The organism is Pelotomaculum propionicicum (assembly GCF_004369225.1).
GTDB lineage: Bacteria > Bacillota > Desulfotomaculia > Desulfotomaculales > Pelotomaculaceae > Pelotomaculum_B > Pelotomaculum_B propionicicum.
On the sequence record NZ_QFFZ01000007.1, the window covers coordinates 40,468 to 57,108 of the forward strand.

General features: G+C 50.1%; 12 protein-coding genes. 5 read left to right on the top strand and 7 right to left on the bottom strand.

Annotation, left to right across the window (positions count from 1 at the left end; translation table 11 throughout):
• The first annotated feature begins 466 nt into the window (after positions 1-466).
• Both Pmgp_RS04935 and Pmgp_RS04940 read left to right on the top strand, forming a co-directional pair.
• Positions 467-1,312 carry a helix-turn-helix domain-containing protein gene (locus Pmgp_RS04935; protein WP_134212868.1) on the top strand — a complete coding sequence of 282 codons (846 nt, stop codon included), beginning with the start codon at positions 467-469 and terminating at the stop codon, positions 1,310-1,312.
• Between the two features lie 3 nt (positions 1,313-1,315).
• Complete coding sequence (locus Pmgp_RS04940) at positions 1,316-2,290, top strand: SIR2 family protein (protein WP_134212869.1); 975 nt, start codon at positions 1,316-1,318, stop codon at positions 2,288-2,290.
• Between the two features lie 82 nt (positions 2,291-2,372).
• Here the strand turns inward: Pmgp_RS04940 and Pmgp_RS04945 are convergent, their stop codons facing one another.
• The 3 genes from Pmgp_RS04945 to Pmgp_RS04955 all read right to left on the bottom strand — a co-directional run bounded on the left by Pmgp_RS04945 (position 2,373) and on the right by Pmgp_RS04955 (position 8,426).
• On the bottom strand, positions 2,373-3,437 hold the full coding sequence (locus Pmgp_RS04945; protein WP_134212870.1) for a hypothetical protein: 1,065 nt from the start codon (positions 3,435-3,437) through the stop codon (positions 2,373-2,375).
• 248 nt (positions 3,438-3,685) lie between these two features.
• Positions 3,686-7,336: a DEAD/DEAH box helicase gene (locus tag Pmgp_RS20660; RefSeq protein WP_134212871.1), complete on the bottom strand. Its 3,651-nt coding sequence runs from the start codon at positions 7,334-7,336 to the stop codon at positions 3,686-3,688.
• 598 nt (positions 7,337-7,934) lie between these two features.
• Positions 7,935-8,426, bottom strand: coding sequence for a cell wall hydrolase (locus tag Pmgp_RS04955; protein WP_134212872.1), 492 nt, complete (start codon positions 8,424-8,426; stop codon positions 7,935-7,937).
• Positions 8,427-8,576: 150 nt separating this feature from the next.
• Between Pmgp_RS04955 and Pmgp_RS04960 the strand changes: the two genes are divergently transcribed.
• Both Pmgp_RS04960 and Pmgp_RS04965 read left to right on the top strand, forming a co-directional pair.
• The gene (locus Pmgp_RS04960; protein WP_427910013.1) at positions 8,577-10,154 is read left to right on the top strand and encodes an NAD(P)/FAD-dependent oxidoreductase; all 1,578 of its coding nucleotides are present in this window, start codon (positions 8,577-8,579) and stop codon (positions 10,152-10,154) included.
• 1 nt (position 10,155) lies between these two features.
• Positions 10,156-11,409, top strand: a complete 1,254-nt coding sequence (locus Pmgp_RS04965) for a BaiN/RdsA family NAD(P)/FAD-dependent oxidoreductase (protein ID WP_134212874.1) — start codon at positions 10,156-10,158, stop codon at positions 11,407-11,409.
• A 53-nt stretch (positions 11,410-11,462) separates the two neighbouring features.
• Here Pmgp_RS04965 and Pmgp_RS04970 read toward each other — a convergent pair whose 3' ends face one another.
• From Pmgp_RS04970 to Pmgp_RS04985, 4 genes are all read right to left on the bottom strand, one after another.
• Positions 11,463-12,608, bottom strand: a complete 1,146-nt coding sequence (locus tag Pmgp_RS04970; RefSeq protein WP_134212875.1) for a SpoIIE family protein phosphatase — start codon at positions 12,606-12,608, stop codon at positions 11,463-11,465.
• Positions 12,609-12,635: 27 nt separating this feature from the next.
• A complete protein-coding gene (locus tag Pmgp_RS04975) occupies positions 12,636-14,360 on the bottom strand; it encodes a [Fe-Fe] hydrogenase large subunit C-terminal domain-containing protein (protein ID WP_134212876.1) in 1,725 nt (574 codons plus the stop codon).
• 26 nt (positions 14,361-14,386) lie between these two features.
• On the bottom strand, positions 14,387-14,641 hold the full coding sequence (locus tag Pmgp_RS04980; RefSeq protein WP_134212877.1) for a (2Fe-2S) ferredoxin domain-containing protein: 255 nt from the start codon (positions 14,639-14,641) through the stop codon (positions 14,387-14,389).
• Between the two features lie 113 nt (positions 14,642-14,754).
• On the bottom strand, positions 14,755-15,531 hold the full coding sequence (locus tag Pmgp_RS04985; RefSeq protein ID WP_192902789.1) for an MBL fold metallo-hydrolase: 777 nt from the start codon (positions 15,529-15,531) through the stop codon (positions 14,755-14,757).
• A 186-nt stretch (positions 15,532-15,717) separates the two neighbouring features.
• On the opposite strand from Pmgp_RS04985, the gene Pmgp_RS04990 reads away from it, so the two are divergent.
• Positions 15,718-16,629: an N-acetylmuramoyl-L-alanine amidase gene (locus tag Pmgp_RS04990; RefSeq protein WP_192902790.1), complete on the top strand. Its 912-nt coding sequence runs from the start codon at positions 15,718-15,720 to the stop codon at positions 16,627-16,629.
• Positions 16,630-16,641: the final 12 nt, after the last annotated feature.

Sequence of the window (16,641 nt, forward strand, 5' to 3'; positions counted from 1 at the left end):
AAAAACTATTAAGGTAAATCAAGCTGTTACCATAATTTCATAAGCAAAAAAAATTACTATTTTGTCTTGAATGAAATCCATAGGACATATTTAAAGCCAGGCTCATGTGCCTGGCTTGATTGATCTTCAAACAAAACATGTCGTTTAAGTTATTTTTGAACAGTAAACTTTTATATGGATATCTTCCCCAAGGACAAGAAATATTGGGACAAATATTAGGATATGCCAGAATAATTACAACTTGAGATGCTTATGTTAGAGGTTGCAATCTCTAAATTAAGCCAGGGTCTCTTGGCAATTCAGCAAAATTATAAATGTAAAAAGTTCATTGCAGTAAGATTGCTGTAAAAGGTTTTATTAATACCTGTTAAGCCTTAAAATCAAGGTATAATGTGCTATGTTTATCATCCTTTATTAATGATAAAATAAGCGCAGGACAGTTTTTCCCCTGGAAGGAGGAGCACCGTTGGATGCAACGGGAAAATACTTGTCAACCGCCGAGGTGGGTGAGGCTCTGGGCATCACCCCGGCCGCGGTGCGCCGCCTGGTCCGCGAGGGTCTGCTGGAAGTAAAGGAAAGGAAGCTTTATAAAACTGGGGAAGATTATTATTTTGATCAGGCCGAGGTGCAGGACCTGCTGCCCCAAATGCCCGGGTTTAAAAGAAAGTGGCAGAATGAGGAAGACAGCCGCCTGGGGGCGAGGAAAGCCGCTTTTATGAGGCTGGCGGCGGTGAAAAAGACGCTCCGGCACGGGGATATTAAAAACAATTTCCTGCTTTCCCTGGAGAGTTATCCTGAAAAAACTGCGGCGCTGCTGCGGGCTTCTTATTTCTTATATCATTTAAACCATTTCGCCAAAGGCGGGGAAGAATACCTTTATGATTTAAAAGAAAAAGTGATCAGGAAATTCCTGCTTGATTATACACCGGAAAATGGTCTGGAGGTTTCTTTTATAAAAGGCGGCCCCAGAGTGTACCTTTGCGCCGCCTGCCGGTCAAAAGCCAAAAACATGGGACTGGACTACAGCAAGTATAAAAGTATTTATGATGGCTGCCCGCAGTGCAGGAAAGAAAATGATTATTACAGCCTGTTCGAATTCAAAGTGGAATATGGTGAGCACCGTTTCTGTTTTCACACTCCCTACCATATTGCCAGGAAGTGGTTTGAGGAAGGAAGGGGGCTGCCCGGTAAAACCAGTGAAAGAGGCAAGGAGGAAGCCTTTCCTTTCGGCCGACCTATATCGGAAGCTGAAGCGAGGGCGGTTACCCTGGACGAGGTTACCAGGGAATTGACATCTTTTCTCGGAGGCTGATGTGTGGTGAAAACAGTCTACATTCTCGGCGCCGGAGCTTCCGCCGCGGAAGGGGCGCCGGTGGTGCGCAATTTTCTGCGGGTGGCTTACCGCTATTTTAAAGAAGAACGCAATGAAACCGATCTTGATATTGTATGGGATTTTCTTGAGCATTTTTACGGTCAAAGGACAAAAATCAGTTCAGGCGAGGATTTGGACCGCTACCCGGGCATAGATGAAATATTTAATATCGTTGATTGGTATCTGCTGCACAACCAGGCTTTCTCCAGGCGTTTCTCCAGGCCAAGGCTGTTCCATTTAAAAAATGCGCTGGTAAAACTGATCAGCATGACCCTGGACAGGTCACTGCCGCCGCAGGAGGGGATACATCATTCATTCGTTACGGGAGTGCTGGGTAAAGGAAAAGAGCCGCCTACTTTTATCTCGCTTAATTATGACATAGTCCTGGACAAGGCGCTGCGCGGGGCGGGCTACGCTCTGGAGTACGGCTTTTACGGCAGTCACGGCGACCACCTCGCATCACGTAAAAAAATTCCCCTGTATAAGCTGCACGGCTCGCTCAACTGGTCTTTTTGCCCGCTCTGCGGGGAAATATCGGAGCATGAGGAAAAAGTGGCCCACCTCCTGTTCGGCAGCGGCAATAACATTACCTGCCCCTACTGCGGGGGGGAAAACTCCCAGGCCATTATCATAGCTCCGACCCTTTATAAATCTTATAAGATAAGCAGGCTGCAAAACATTTGGGACGGGGCGGTAGGCGCGATAAGCCACTCCGACCGGCTGGTCATTATCGGCTATTCTCTGGAGGCCGCCGATACCTCTTTTATCGCTACCATTAAAAGGGCGTTGAACGCGCCTGATAAGAACAGGGAAATTGTGGTGGTGAACCCGAATGAGCGGGCCTGCAAACGTTACCTGCAGATTTTTGGGGAGGGATGCGAAATTCACTGCACCGGTTTCACCGGACAGGTGATTTAATCACAAATGAGTATGATTTTAATTCCCACCCGATGAGAAAGTAAAGCCTGATAACCAGGATCCTTTTGCCGGTATCTAGAGTCTACTTCATGACTCCCAGCACGCCGAGCACCACTTCCAGCAGGATCAGGACAATGATCGTCAGTTCAAGGAGCTCGGAGCGCTGGTTGATGATACGGTTGCTGAGCATGGTGTAGCTCTGGGTGATGATGTTGATTTTTCTGTTTATGCTTTCTTCCCAGGCCCTGGTGCGGAAGATGGAGAGGGCGGTCCCGTAGATGCGGGCATAGAATACGTCTTCGGTTACTTTCAGTGAATTATCAATGCGTTCGGTGATTTCAGTAACGTCAGCGATTAATTCGGTCAGCTGGTTCATAATCCGCCGGTAGCGGCCCAGGCGCCTGATGCTGGCGGTTTTTTCCGCTTCTTCGATGGCGTTGTACATTTTCTCCATCTCACCGGTCAGGAGGTTGTCATAGTAGCGCAGCTCCAGCAGTTGGGAGTTGGCGAATTCGAGCAGGTCGGGTATATCGGCGCTCCCGGTGGCATCATAGATCAGGGCTGAGTCCCAGGTAATAATGGCCAGGTCGTCAAGGCCGTAAGAAAAGGAGTTGCGGAGAGTCTCCCGGCGGACCTGTTCACTCACCGGTTCACTTTCGGCCAGGAGCAAAGGCACAGGATCCCAGCTTTGATCCCACCTCTGGAAATAATAAACGGTAAAATCCTCGATAAACCCATTGTAATCCTCTTTAACCAGTGCGCCTGCAAGTGTCCTGCGGGTTAGGTCCAGCATCCCGGCAAAGAAAGATTCAATATTTTCGTCATTGTAAAGGTCGACGGCCAGGTTTCTGATCTCTTCGTAAGCAGCGTTTTCCGGCAGAGGTAAGCGCATAATTATGCCGATTACCCCCAGGTCATAAACCTTGCCTGTAACATTAGTTTTAAAAATTCGCCCGCCGATGGACACGGTGTGCTCACCCAGTTCAAAAGCCACCGGCGGGTTCTTAAACTGGACCGATTTCGGCTTGACCCTGGCAAGCCGCACCCTGGATGTCTGGCGCTCACGGGCCAGGATTGTTTCTACCTGTTCCAGCTTGATTTCCTCGGCCACATCGAACAGGCGGTAAACCCAAATAGAGTTTGCCATAAGAAATAACCTCACCTTATAGGTAATAGGTCGTAAGCCATTTTAGTAGTAGGTCGTAGGTCGTAGGCTGTAGGCCGTAGGTATATCCTGCATTCCTTTCGGGTCTTTTTGCCCCAAGCACATAGCCTTATGACCCTATGCTTATACCCTGAAAATATTTTACTTACGACTTACGGCTTACGGCCTACGACTTGTTACTACAGCATATCGCTTATTGAAAAGGGGAGCAGGGACAGATCCCCTGCCTCTTAAAAGCTTAGCGCTATTTCTTCGCGGTCAAGACGGTTTCTGATAGCCCGTACTTTCTCCGCCAGGTTAGTGTTCCCCGCCGCCGCCCTTTCAATCTGGCGGAGCAGGTCGATCTCCCTTCTGAAGATTGAGAATATGTCGCCAGGCTGCAGTGACGACATCTCCAGCAGTTCGGCGAAGGTCGCCCCGTTATACCAGGCGTAGGCAAGCGGGCCGGGTATGCCGGACCATACACAAAACTTTTCCGGCACACCCATGCTCAGCAGTTCTCTTTTAATCACCTGTGTCTCGTGCGAAGCGGGCAGCTCCAGCTTGGCCGTGAAGGTATTCCGGCCGGGGACAAATTCCACTCCGGCCAGGAAAGCCGCCACTTCCGCCGGTTCAGCGTCTTCGATTAAGCCGGCAAAGGCCAGTTCCGTAACCAGGATTTCCTGCACGTGCAGTTCCAAAGCGAAAATGCCGCGGGGATAGAATTCCCTGCCTTTTACATAGCCCAGTTTTTCAAGCAAATCCCTGACTTCCCGGAATTCCCTGAAAACCGAGTCCGCCTGTTCAGAAACCACCCTGAATTCCTGCCTTAAAAGCCGCAGGTAGTTCCTGGCCTGTCTCAGGCTGTCGGCGGCCAGGCGGCAGCTTTCAGTTTCACGGCAGCGCTTTGGTGTAAAAGAAGACAACTGTTTTTGCAGATTATCTTTTTCTTTTTTTCTGCCCTTCCAGCGGAGGCGCTTCAGCTGCCTGCGGGCTTTGATCCGCTCCAGCGGGCAGGCTAAGGTCAGGTTTTCTGGACACAGGGTCGCTTCAATTTCTAATACGCGGTCGGAGACTATTTTTATTTCCTGCTCCAGGTTGTTCCTTTTCTTTTTAAGCTGGTGCATTTTAAAATTATTATTTAGAAAACATTCGATTTCGTCATCAGTTTTATACCTTAAAAGGCTGAGTACAGTATTGGGTGAAATGGCCAGGCGGCCTGAAACAGGCTCGACCTCTTTCTCTTCAAAAAAGCCGGTCTGTTCAGGAAAGCGGCTGTCGACGCGGATAAATACATGGCCGACCTGGTCAAAGCCCCGCCTGCCGGCCCGGCCTGCGATCTGGAAAAACTCCCTGTTTTGCAGGATGCGAAAGTCATACCCGTCCCATTTTCTGGTAGAGTCAAAGATGGCGCTGGCTGCCGGGAAGTTTACTCCGGCCGCGAATGTCTCAGTGCAGAATACCACCCAGAGCTGCCGGCTGGAGTATAGTTTTTCCACCAGGTATTTTATAGGCGGCAATAGTCCGGCATGGTGGTAAGCGATGCCCTGGAGCAGGAGGCGCCGCAGGCCGCGCCAGCCCGGACCGCTGAAAGTGCCCGGGTGCAGTGCTTCAGCTTCCTTGATTTGACTGCTTACAGCGCTTTTCTCTCTGGCGTTGAGAAAGTCCCAGTCGCGGCCCAGTTCCTGGGCCAGAATTTCAGTACGCCCGCGGCTGAACACAAAAAACAGGGCGGGCAGCTTGTCCTGGATCAGCCCGATTATTTCACTGCAGGATACCTCGGGCAGTTCAACATTTTTGTCATACTCCACCCAGTACCTTTTGCCGCGCTTGAATGCTTCCGCCAAATCCAGTATTTCACCCCGGGCTTCTTTTTCCGGGACGATCCGCCCGCTGGGCAGCAGCCAGCGGACAGCGAGGGGGACACTTCTCCTTTTTTCTAAGATAACTACCACATTCCCGCCGCGCACAGAGCTGATCCAGTCAGCCATTTCATCCACATTGGGCACGGTTGCGGAAAGGCCCAGGATCTTCATGTGGGGCGGCGCGAACAAAATGCTCTCTTCCCAAGTTGTGCCGCGCTCCGCGTCGTCAAGGTAGTGAATTTCATCAAAAACCACGTAGGAGGTCCTGGCCAGCTGGTCGGGCTCGCTTAGACACCAGTTCCTGAATATTTCCGTAGTCATAATCAGCATCGGCGCCCCCGGGTTGATGCTGATGTCCCCGGTTACCAGCCCTACCGACTCTTCTCCGAACAGCTCCCTGAAATCCCTGTACTTTTGGTTGGAAAGCGCTTTTAAGGGAGAAGTGTAGACCATGCCCAGCCCCTGCGCCATCACGTCTTTAGCCAGCATTTCCGCCACCAGGGTTTTCCCGTTACCGGTGGGCGCGGAAACCAGGACTGAAAGCCCTTCCCGCAGGGCGTCCGATGCCTCAATTTGAAAATCATCCAGGACCAGCTTTTGTTCCGGCGGGCTGGTTTCTTTTTTGCGCAGGGGTCTTTTTTTGGTGCGGGGCTCACCATCTGCCGGCAATTCTTTGTGCCTGCGGGCCTGCTCTTCTGGAGCGGCCCAGCGGGATAGGGCAGCCGGCAGCTGGGCGCGCATTTTTTCCACGTCACTTCTTTTAAAAATGAGGTCAGTGACGGTGTCTTCAGCAGCCTGGTTATTGTCGGCGGGGGCAAGGCTGCCCTCTTCTACCAGCCGGCGCACCTGGCTGGAGGTAATACCAAGCAGGGAAGCTGTGTCGTTTACCCCCAGTTTTTCATATTCACCGACCAGCCTGCGCAGCTTGTCCCTGTCCCTTTTCAGTTCTTCAAGATCAGACCGCCATAGGCGTATTCTTTCATCAAGTGTAAAGTGGTCAAGTTCCCCGGAACTGACCAGGTCTTTGACCGTCTCTTCATTCAGTCCGAGCACTCTGGCGGACTCTCTCTCACCCAGGGAATGTTCTTTGAGGAAAACCGGGGCGCTGGCGGTGTGAGGCGGGGCAAAATACCGTCCGGAGATCTCACCCAGCTGGTCGACCAGGACCTCACCGGGGAAGTCCCGGCGCAGGCAATAGTATTTCTTATCCTCAAACTCAGCTGTTAAGGCATAGCAGTCGGCCAGGCTTGGAAACTCTCCCAGGTCCAGGGCCAGTTGTTCCGGTATGAAAAAAGGGTAGGGCAGAGATTCCAGTGTATCGCGCCATAACTTGATCTGTTGGTTCTTAGCCAGCTCTTTCCTGCCCGCTGTTGAATCAGGGGTTGTGATCATACCGCGGGGCAGCCTGACAAACAGTTCCTGGTTGTTTGCCGCGGCAAGTTTAGCAGTGATTTCCTTATGGCTGCGGTAAAGTCGGAGCAGGTCGGCCAGCCGGCGGGGTCTTTCCCTGATGTAGTCAAAAAGAGACTCCCATGCGCCTTCACTATCAGGCAGGGTGAAGCGGCCGTCCGGCAGTTTGCTCAGACTCCGCCAGACTGAGTAAGACAAGTCCTGCAAGCCTGTGGCTGCCACAATTTCAGTCATGGTGCGCGGTTTCCCGTCACTAAGCAGGCCGGTAATAATCTTCAGTTTTTCTTCCTGAGCGCTGTCCGGCAGGCCAACGTCACCATTCCTGGCACGTTTTTTCAGCTCTTTTAAGACTTTGGGCAAAACACCGCGCATTTGATTGCGATCGGTGTGCCAGACGATCACGCCATCCGGCGGGTTTGTCCCGCTCGCGCCGATGAGCCAGCCGTGCCTGGTTTTGGTGCGGCCAAACAATACCTCTTCCTTTTCTATCAGCGAAGAGAGCGCCCCGGCCAGCGCTTCGTAATCAGAATCACAGCAGGAGTATGCCAATTCCAGGGGTACAGGCTCCTGTCCCTTTAAAAAGTGCAGCAGACGGTCTCTGGCCTGCTTTGTTTTAGGATTCGCCAAATTATCAGACACCTCTGGTTAGTACTTGATATCCAATAGTAGTCTAGCACATTCAGTACTTAAATACCAATTCAGTTAAAAAAACAGCAAAAAAGAGCAGATGGCCTCATTTAAGGCCATCTGCTCGCCGGGTATTTTTTTCGGGCATTAGTTTAAATGAAAATAAAGCCGATACCCAAAATAAGGAGTATCAGGATCAAAAAGAGAAGAAAAGCCCAGCTGCCAAAAACCGGGGCGCCCACAGCTTCAGTTTGAACTTCGTCCATTTTCTATACCTCCCAGGTTGTTTTTAAATAGCCGCTTAAACAAAGATAAAGCCGATCCCTAAGATGAGGAGAATCAGGATCAGGAAGAGCAAAAATGCCCAGCTGCCAAAAGCGCCAACACCTTCAGTTTTAACTTCGTCCATTTTCATACCTCCTAAATATTTTTTTCTTAGCAGTTTAAAACCGCCAAAGCCGGGGTTAAAGTACAGAAAAAACTAAAATGTTTTTATTTCACGTCTACCCCATAATATGAGTCAATAAAAAAAATGGTTACTGCCAGCCGGCCATCCCCATATAGATAGAAGTTTTTTTTTAAAAAAATAAAGCCATGTCTATAATAAGAAAACATGGCTGCCGATTCTGATTACCTGCGGCATACCGTCAAGCCACCTGGACTCGGCGGTTGCCGGGTTGTAAAAATATAAGCACCCGTTGGTCGGATCCAGCCCGCTAAGGGCCATTTCCGCGGCCAGGAGCGCTTTGGCGCCTGGCGGGGAGTTGATAGATCCGTCTGCAACAGGTGAAAACTGGTCTTTTTCATAAATAACCTTTATAATTGTTTTGGGAAACCGCGGGTCCTCCATTCGGTTAAAAACCACCGCTCCGACCGCAATCTGACCTGCTAAAGATTCCCCCCTTGCCTCCGCGTGAATTAATTTTGCCAGCAGGATGAATTCTTCACGGGAAAGGGTCAGCCCCCTGGCCGGGGAACTATAATGTGATTTCAGGTGTGTATGCTCAAAGGCTTCCAGAGGAGCGACCGGTGTCGTAAAAAATACCGCGAGGCTTATTAAAAAACCCGCAATTATTTTTTTAATCCTCATATCTTTATTGTTCTCTTTAAAATTAATTTTAGTCACGCAATAATTTCAAAAAATACTATTACTTTTAATCCTGTAAATCCTGTCAATTTGTTTACTGAATAAAAAGAAATCTGGAAGGTGACCACTTTGCTGAGGGTTTCCGGCCTGAAAATGTCTATTGAAGAAGATGAAGCTGGTCTGATCGATAAACTGATCAAAAAAATCAGGGTGAAAAGAGCAGACCTGCTGGGATATAAAATATTTAAAAAATCGGTAGATGCCAGAAAGAACGGTTTGGTTTATTTTATTTACACAGTTGACTTCGCCTTAAAAAATGAGGATGCATTTTTAAAAAGAACCAGAGACAAAGATATTTCGCCTACACCTGCCCTGGAATATAAATATGTCCGGCCAGGCGCGGTCCGGCTGAAAAACAGGCCGGTTATTGTCGGCAGTGGTCCGGCGGGGCTTTTTGCCGGTATTATCATGTCAAGCATGGGATACCGTCCGCTGCTGCTGGAAAGAGGCGCGGATGTGGATGCCCGTGCCCGCGCTGTTCAGAAATTCTGGAAAAAAGGCCAGCTGGACCCGGAGTGCAATGTCCAGTTTGGCGAAGGGGGCGCCGGCACTTTTTCGGACGGCAAGTTGACCACCTTGATCCGGGACCCGCGCTGCCGCAAAGTGCTGGAAGAAATGGTCCTGGCCGGAGCCCCTGAGGAGATTCTGTACATCAACAAACCGCACGTAGGTACGGACAACCTGCGCCTTGTAGTCAAAAACCTGCGCCGGAAAATCTGCAGCCTCGGGGGAGAGGTCAGGTTCAACAGCAAAGTCTCCGATATAATTATCAATGATAATAAGGTTGCAGGCATTGTCATAAACGATACTGAGCTGCTGGACACCGGTGTCCTTTTGCTGGCGCCCGGGCACAGCGCCCGCGATACCTTTGAGCTGCTTTACGCCAGGGGTGTTAGGATGGAGCCCAAACCTTTTTCAGTCGGGGTCAGGGTCGAACACCCGCAAAAGCTAATTGATCAGGCACAGTATAAAAAATATGCCGGTCATGGAAAGCTGGGTTCAGCGGACTATAAACTGGCTTATCATGCTTCCAACGGCAGGTCCGCCTACACTTTCTGCATGTGCCCCGGCGGTGTGGTGGTGCCGGCTGCCTCGGAGGAAGGCGGTGTGGTTACCAATGGGATGAGTTTTTATGCCCGTGCCGCACAGAATGCCAACAGCGCCTTGTTGGTGGGGGTAACCCCGGCGGATTTCGGCAGTGACCACCCATTGGCAGGTGTTGACTTTCAGAGAAATTGGGAAAGAAAAGCTTTTGAACTGGGCGGTGGTGACTTTAAGGCACCGGTCCAGCTACTGGGTGATTTTCTGGCAGACAAGCCTTCAACCTGTATCGGGTCTGTGCTTCCTTCTTACCAGATAGGCGTGCGGCCTGCGGACCTGAAGGGCTGCCTGCCTGAATACGTTGTCGCGGCAATCAGAGAAGCGATTCCTCAGATGGAAGCCAAACTGCGCGGTTTTGCGCTGCCTGACGCGGTAATGACCGGAGTTGAAACCAGGTCCTCCTCACCCGTGCGGATTTTGAGGGATGTGGATTTTGAGGCCTCAGTCGGCGGCCTTTACCCGGCGGGTGAAGGGGCGGGGTATGCGGGCGGTATTATTTCTTCAGCGGTGGACGGGATCAAAGCCGCCGAAGCAATCGCGTCCAAATACACCCCATTTGAGGAGATTTAATATGTCGGAAAGCTCTCCAGTCAAAGTTGTGGTGATAGGCGGGGGCGCCGCCGGCCTGGTTGCCGCCATAGCCGCCAGGTATAAAGGCGCTGATGTGACTATTCTGGAAAAAAATCAAAGGGTAGGCAAAAAAATTCTCGCCACTGGCAACGGCAGGTGCAACCTGACCAATGTCAATCTGGACATATCCTGCTACCATGGTAAGAATCCGGATTTTGCCCGTGCCGCCCTGAGCAGGTTTGACTTTAAAAAGACTATTGATTTTTTTGAGGATCTTGGTATAGCCCACAAAGTTGAAGAAGCGGGAAAGGTTTTTCCTGTTTCCAACCAGGCTTCCAGTGTATTGGATGTCCTGCGTTACGAACTTGAAAAAACCGGGGTCAATGTTTTTTGCGAAGCAACGGTAAAGGATATCCAAAGAAGCAGGCGGGGTTTTGACATTTTGCTGGCGGACGGCAGGAAATTTAAAGCCGGCCGGGTCATCCTTGCCGCCGGCGGCAAGGCCGCGCCCAACCTTGGCTCCAACGGGAGCGGCTACGCGCTGGCACAAAACCTGGGACACAGTATTGTAGAACCTTTCCCGGCCCTGGTGCAGTTGAAGCTGGCCGCAAAATTTCTAAAGCAGGTGCAGGGAGTCAAATTTGAAGGTGAGGCGGCGATCATTTTTGATAATAAAACAGTGCAAAAGGCGGCTGGTGAAATACTGTTTACCGAGTATGGCGCATCCGGCCCTCCGATCCTGTGCCTGAGCCGCAAAGCCGGAGAATATTTACAGAGGGGCGAAGGGGTATGGCTTAAGCTGACTCTGGTTACAGAAATGGAAGCGGCTGATCTAGAGAAGTTTTTAAATGAAAGGTTTCGCCGGGGGCCGCAAAAGGAACTGGATTTCAGTTTCGTTGGTTTTATCAATAAAAAGCTCATTCCAGTGGTGCTTAAGGAAGCAGGCGTGGCGGACCTGAAAAAACCGGCCGGCCAGGTCAGCGCGGGGGAAAGGGCCAGTATTGCGCGTATCCTGCGGGACTGGCGGTTTGCGGTTAAAGGGACGACTTCCTGGCCGGCGGCCCAGGTAACCGCCGGCGGTGTGGATGTTAAGGATATATACGGGCAAACCATGGAGTCCAGGATTGTGCCCGGCCTTTATTTCGCCGGAGAGATTGTCGATATTGACGGCGACTGTGGTGGCTACAACCTGCAGTGGGCCTGGTCATCCGGCTACGTGGCCGGATCAAGCGCGGCAGCCAACAGCCCCGAATAAAAAATTGAAAGGCTGTACCTACAGACCGTCGAGAAATATAGATAAAACGCCTCCTAGTGATATTCTACCGTAACTTTTTTGCCCATTCGCTCCAGAGTTTCAGCGATGTCCCTGACAGTCTGGTGTTTTAAGGCAAAGGCCACCGGGAAATCAGGATCGTGGACAACCGGGTTGATCGCCAGTCCCACAATGAAACTAACTTCGTCAGCCCTGAGCAGCGCTTTGGTAAACCTGCTCGCACCGTCATTTGTGTTTTCCAGTTTTTCAGGGTCGTCTTTAAGGTACTGCAGGGTGTAGTAAAGAGTGACCGCTCCTTCGGTAACCAGGTCAATTCCCCTGATTTCACCGGTAGGGGGCACAAGATCGGACAGCATGTCCATACACACGTGCACATCCCTTTGCAGTACACGGCCTACCAGCTGGCTGGTAGTGCCTCCACATACAACTTTTACCCCCTCAGATCCCATCAGGTTTCTCACAACCAGCGCGTCTTCGTCCCGGTTCCGGGGCGGGCCGATTAAAGCGGTCAGTTTTCTGACCTTCCTGAGCCTGACAATCACGACGCTGGCGTCGTCACCCGGTTCTCCGCAGTAAAATTTATTGCATATCGCAGTGATTTTTTCAGCCCAACTAGTGGGATTGTATTCGCCCGGCGCGTTTGTTCTTATATAATTGCCGATTTGTTCCTCACCCCAGCCGAGGTTCCAGACACCCCCGATCCCCGCGTGAAGGACGCCATCACTTACCAGCACCAGCCAGTGGCCTTCTTTTAGCTCAAAATGGGCTTCCCTGATCACTTTGTCGCCAACCTGCCGTTCCTCCCTTTTAAGATACAGCAGGGTGTTGCCATATCCCCAGTAAGCCGGAGGGCTGTCAAACTCCACCAGATAGGCGCGCCCGTCGTCAAAAATCTGGAGTATGGAAAAGGTGCTGTAGGCAAGGTTTCTCACCTTGCAGACCGGTAAGGTTTCAATCATGGTCTCAATGACATCATCGATCTGGCCGCCCATTTTCAGCATTGTGGCGGCAGTTTTGGCGGTGATCCGGGAAAGGATGTTGGCTTTCACACCGCTGCCAAGCCCGTCGGATAAAACAATGATCAGGGAGTCGGCGGTGCGTAATACTTCTATTGTATCTCCACACAGTTCCTCGCCCTTTTTATTCAGCTGGGAATATCCTATATCGATATAGACTGACATTGTTTTATATAGTCCTTTCCCTGGTTTTTATTCTTTCATGAGCTTGATTAACTGGTTGAGTAGGGTCTTGGTTTCCGCGGTTGTTTCCCCCAATAAACCCGCTATTTCCTGGGCGACAGTCATCTGTTTTTTAATAACCTCCTGGGCGCGGTCTATAGTCTGGGATTTTACATTCAGAAGCTCGTTTTGCTGCTGCACCTCTTTGGTTATGTCTATGAATATACCAACCACCATATTTTCCAGCGGGAAAATGATCTGACGGGTGATAATTCCGTTGTCAAGCTTGCAAAGCTCCGTGATTGAGGCTTTCTTTTCCTTTAAGACCCGCCGGAATTCTTTTGGATCAATTAATTTTTCAAGCTTCTGGCCAATCAGTAATTTGCTCTGGTGCCCGAACATTTTCACTGTAGCGGGATTTATCTCGGTAATCGTCAGTTCTTCATCAGCAATGATAACCGCGTTCGGCATGGCGTTAAGAACCTGGTTGGATATGGATTCAGCCCTTTTTCTCATGTAGGGAATGCACATTTGCGGCTCGGCGTGGCCCTGGAACACAGCCACCGCCTTTTCCCGGCAGGAGCCGAAGCCGCAGGCCCCGCAGTTTAATTCGTCTTCAGGAGTATACTTGCCGCTTTGGGCCAGGATGTTCTTAATTTGTTCTTCGTCCGGCATCGGCATTTTAACTTTTCTTTTTTCAAATTTACGGACCAGGTCCTGGGATGGAAGAGTCGGCCTGGGCACCGCGTCCCGCTTTTTCTTTATATAGTGCTCGCCGCGTCTATAAAAACCAAGTAATTCATGCTTTTTAGAGTACGTATCGTATTTTGTAACTCCGCAAGGACCTCCCAGACACCCGCCGTTGCAGGCCAGCATTTCCACAAATTTAGGCCTTTGTTTTTCATCAAGATTGCAAAAATTTTTAAGGAGATCCATGCAGTTTTGCAGTCCGGTAACGGTTTGTACACAGCCGTCTATGATATTGGTACTAAGGGAAGTCGCCAGCAGCTGACCCCCTTCAGTCGGGAACAGGTTGGCTTTATCCGGGATGTAGCCGTCGTAGTCGGATGGCTGAATTTGGCTCAGATCGATTTCCTCTTGTTCTATCCATTCCCAGATTTCTTTGAACGTCAGGACATAGTCAACCGCACCCTTTACTTTATCAAGCATAATCTCACCTTTTTTGGCGATACAGGGGCCGATAAAAACCACCACGCAGCCGGGAGATTGCTGTTTTAGCAGCCTGCCGTGCGCGATCAACGGTGAAACTAAGGGCGATAAATAAGGAACAAGGTGCGGGTAGTGAAGCTCAATCAGATTGACCACAGCGGGGCAGGCGCTGGAGATTACCGGCACGGGTGTTGTAATATGGTGATGCTCAAGGGAAATCAGCTCAGCTCCCACGGCTGTCAGTTCAACAGAGAAGAATCCAAGCTCCTTTAATAAAGACGGTAATACCTGAGGGTTGGGCAGCGGTAGATGGACCGGGTAAGAAGGAGCGACACTGGCGACAACTCGAATGGATTTATTGGCCAGGAGGTTTTTTATTTCCTCCAGGCTGCTTTTGACCACCTTGGCTTTTTGCGGGCAAATTACAGTACAATGGCCGCACTGGACACATATCTCATCTATGACCTGAGCATGAGTCTGGATATTATTAGGCCCGGAATTTATACAGATTGCTTTGAGAGGACATGAACGTACACACTTGTAACAGTCACGGCATTTTGCTTCATTGGTTTTAATCAGAGGCATTGCTTATCCCCTCTCATCATGGTTTTTTAAGCTTTTGATATTAACGGTAATATTTCTATTTCAAAAAGCTCGTGAACGTCACCCGGGCAAACCCCGGTAAAGAGTTTTTCTCCAACCATGATTGTGACTCCGCCTGTGCATTTTTCATGGCAGAAACTGCCTTTTAGAATTATTTCGGCATCCAGTTTGTATTCGCTGATCAGCTTTTTAATTTCTGCAATAACAGTTTTAGAGCCGCGTAAAAAACATGAACTTCCGACACAAACCTGTACTGTAAGCATAGAACCCCCCCAACACGCTTATTTAAATCAAAATGATTATACCGTTCCTTTTGATCCTGTAAATCCTGTCAATTTGTTTAAATTGAAAAAGACATACAAGGCAACCATTCTTTTTAAGGTTTTATGATCCTGTCCGACCACAGCCCGGGGGTCCTGGCGGGAGCACTGGCAAGCGCCATTTCAGGCGGCAAGTATTGCCTGGCGTTTTGCATGGCCTTTTGCGGCTCATTGTCGTCTTCACTGAGATGAGCCAGCATCACCAGTTTGCATCCGCTGAGATCCATGGTTTGCAGAGCCTGGCCGCACTGCTCGTTGGACAGGTGACCGGTGGGGCCGAGGTTTCGCTTAATGACGTGCCATGGTTTGGCGGAGGTCTTGTACATTTCCGGATCATGGTTGGACTCGATATACAGGTAATCAAGCTGTTTGAAAGACTTAAAGCAGTTTTCCGGGACAAAACCGGTGTCAGTTATGAAGCCAAGCCTTTCCCCGTCACCAGTGATGATATACCCAACGGTTGCAACATCGTGAGATAGTCTGTAAGGAGTAACCACAATGTCCCCTAATTTTTTTTCTGAATTATAATGCAGCGCGTAAAAATCAGGTTGCTCGTAGAAAGTACAGCAGCTGTTTACTTGTTTTAAAACATTCACTGTGGAGCACACGGGAAGGTTCTTTAATTTCAGAAGATGTCTGAGACCGTAAGTATGGTCGCTGTGACAGTGGGTAACCAAAACAGCGTCGATATCGCCAAGGGACAGCCCGATCTGTTCAAGATATGGCTTCAGGTTGCGCTTCCTGATGCCGCAGTCAATTAAAATGCAGGTATTGCGGCTTTGTATAACTACACTGTTGGCGTAGCTGCAGGATGAAAGGCTGCAAAATTTCAAGAGGGTTACCCCGCAGTTTTTTATTAAAGTTAGACAAACTGACTGCTGATTCCTGCTCGTAAATTTTTTCACATGCCTTTATTTTTTCAAAAAAAAAGTCACAAGGCAGGAAAATCCCCAAATTTAAAGAATCTTAAAACGTTTAAAAATATGCTGGTTCCGAGCTTCTATGAGGAGGGAGCCTTTTTGTCTTTAGGGAAAATGCCCATGATCACCAACTTGTGGTCAAAGGTAATTGACGGGGAAAAAGGGGAATGGCTTTCCAGGGTGGTTATAGAGTCCACCAAACCTTACCAGTATGCGGTTGAAGATACTGACGCCGGCATTGCCCTGGTGGGCAGCGGAGTCCTGGTAAACATGCCGGAAGGAAGCATTGAGGTTAACGACGGCCTGATCCGGGGAATTAACGTCAAGCAGGAAAACGCCGGCGGGGCCAGGGTCGAAATGGTGCTGGCGCGTCCGGTAAAATATGACCTGAAATGTGCAGCCGGGTTTCCCTTTCGCCTGGTAGTCAACCTTGACCGCTCTGATATAATAGGTTTGTTTAACGGCAAAAAAATTGTTGTTGACCCCGGCCACGGCGGCAGGGATGCGGGCGGGAAAGGTCCGGTCAGCCTGCTGGAAAAAAACGTGGTGGTCCCTATTGCGGCCAACCTGGAAAAGCAGCTGCGCCGTGCGGGCGCCCAGGTCATGATGACCAGGAGCGGGGACGAGGACGTGTCCATTAATGACAGGATCAGTCTGGCGGTGGAAGGCTGCGCTGACGCTTACATCAGCCTGCACACCCATGTCAGCGCTGACAGCAGCGTTGACGGCGCCGCCACGCTCTACGCTGCTTCAAACAGACAGAGCGCCAGGCTGGCCGGTTACGTACAGGAAGAGATAATCAAAAAGCTCAAGGTAAGGGACAGGGGTACCGCCCGCCAGCCTTTGCTCGACGGCATAGGTGAGAATATTCCGGCAGTGGAGGTGGAGGTAGTCACCATCACTAATATTGTGGAGGAAGTATTCCTGCGCGGCCTGACCATACAAAAAAGAGCAGCTGAAGGAATTGTCAACGGGTTGATCAAATACTTCGCCTCTGAAGGGCGGAATTAAAAGGTGAGCCAA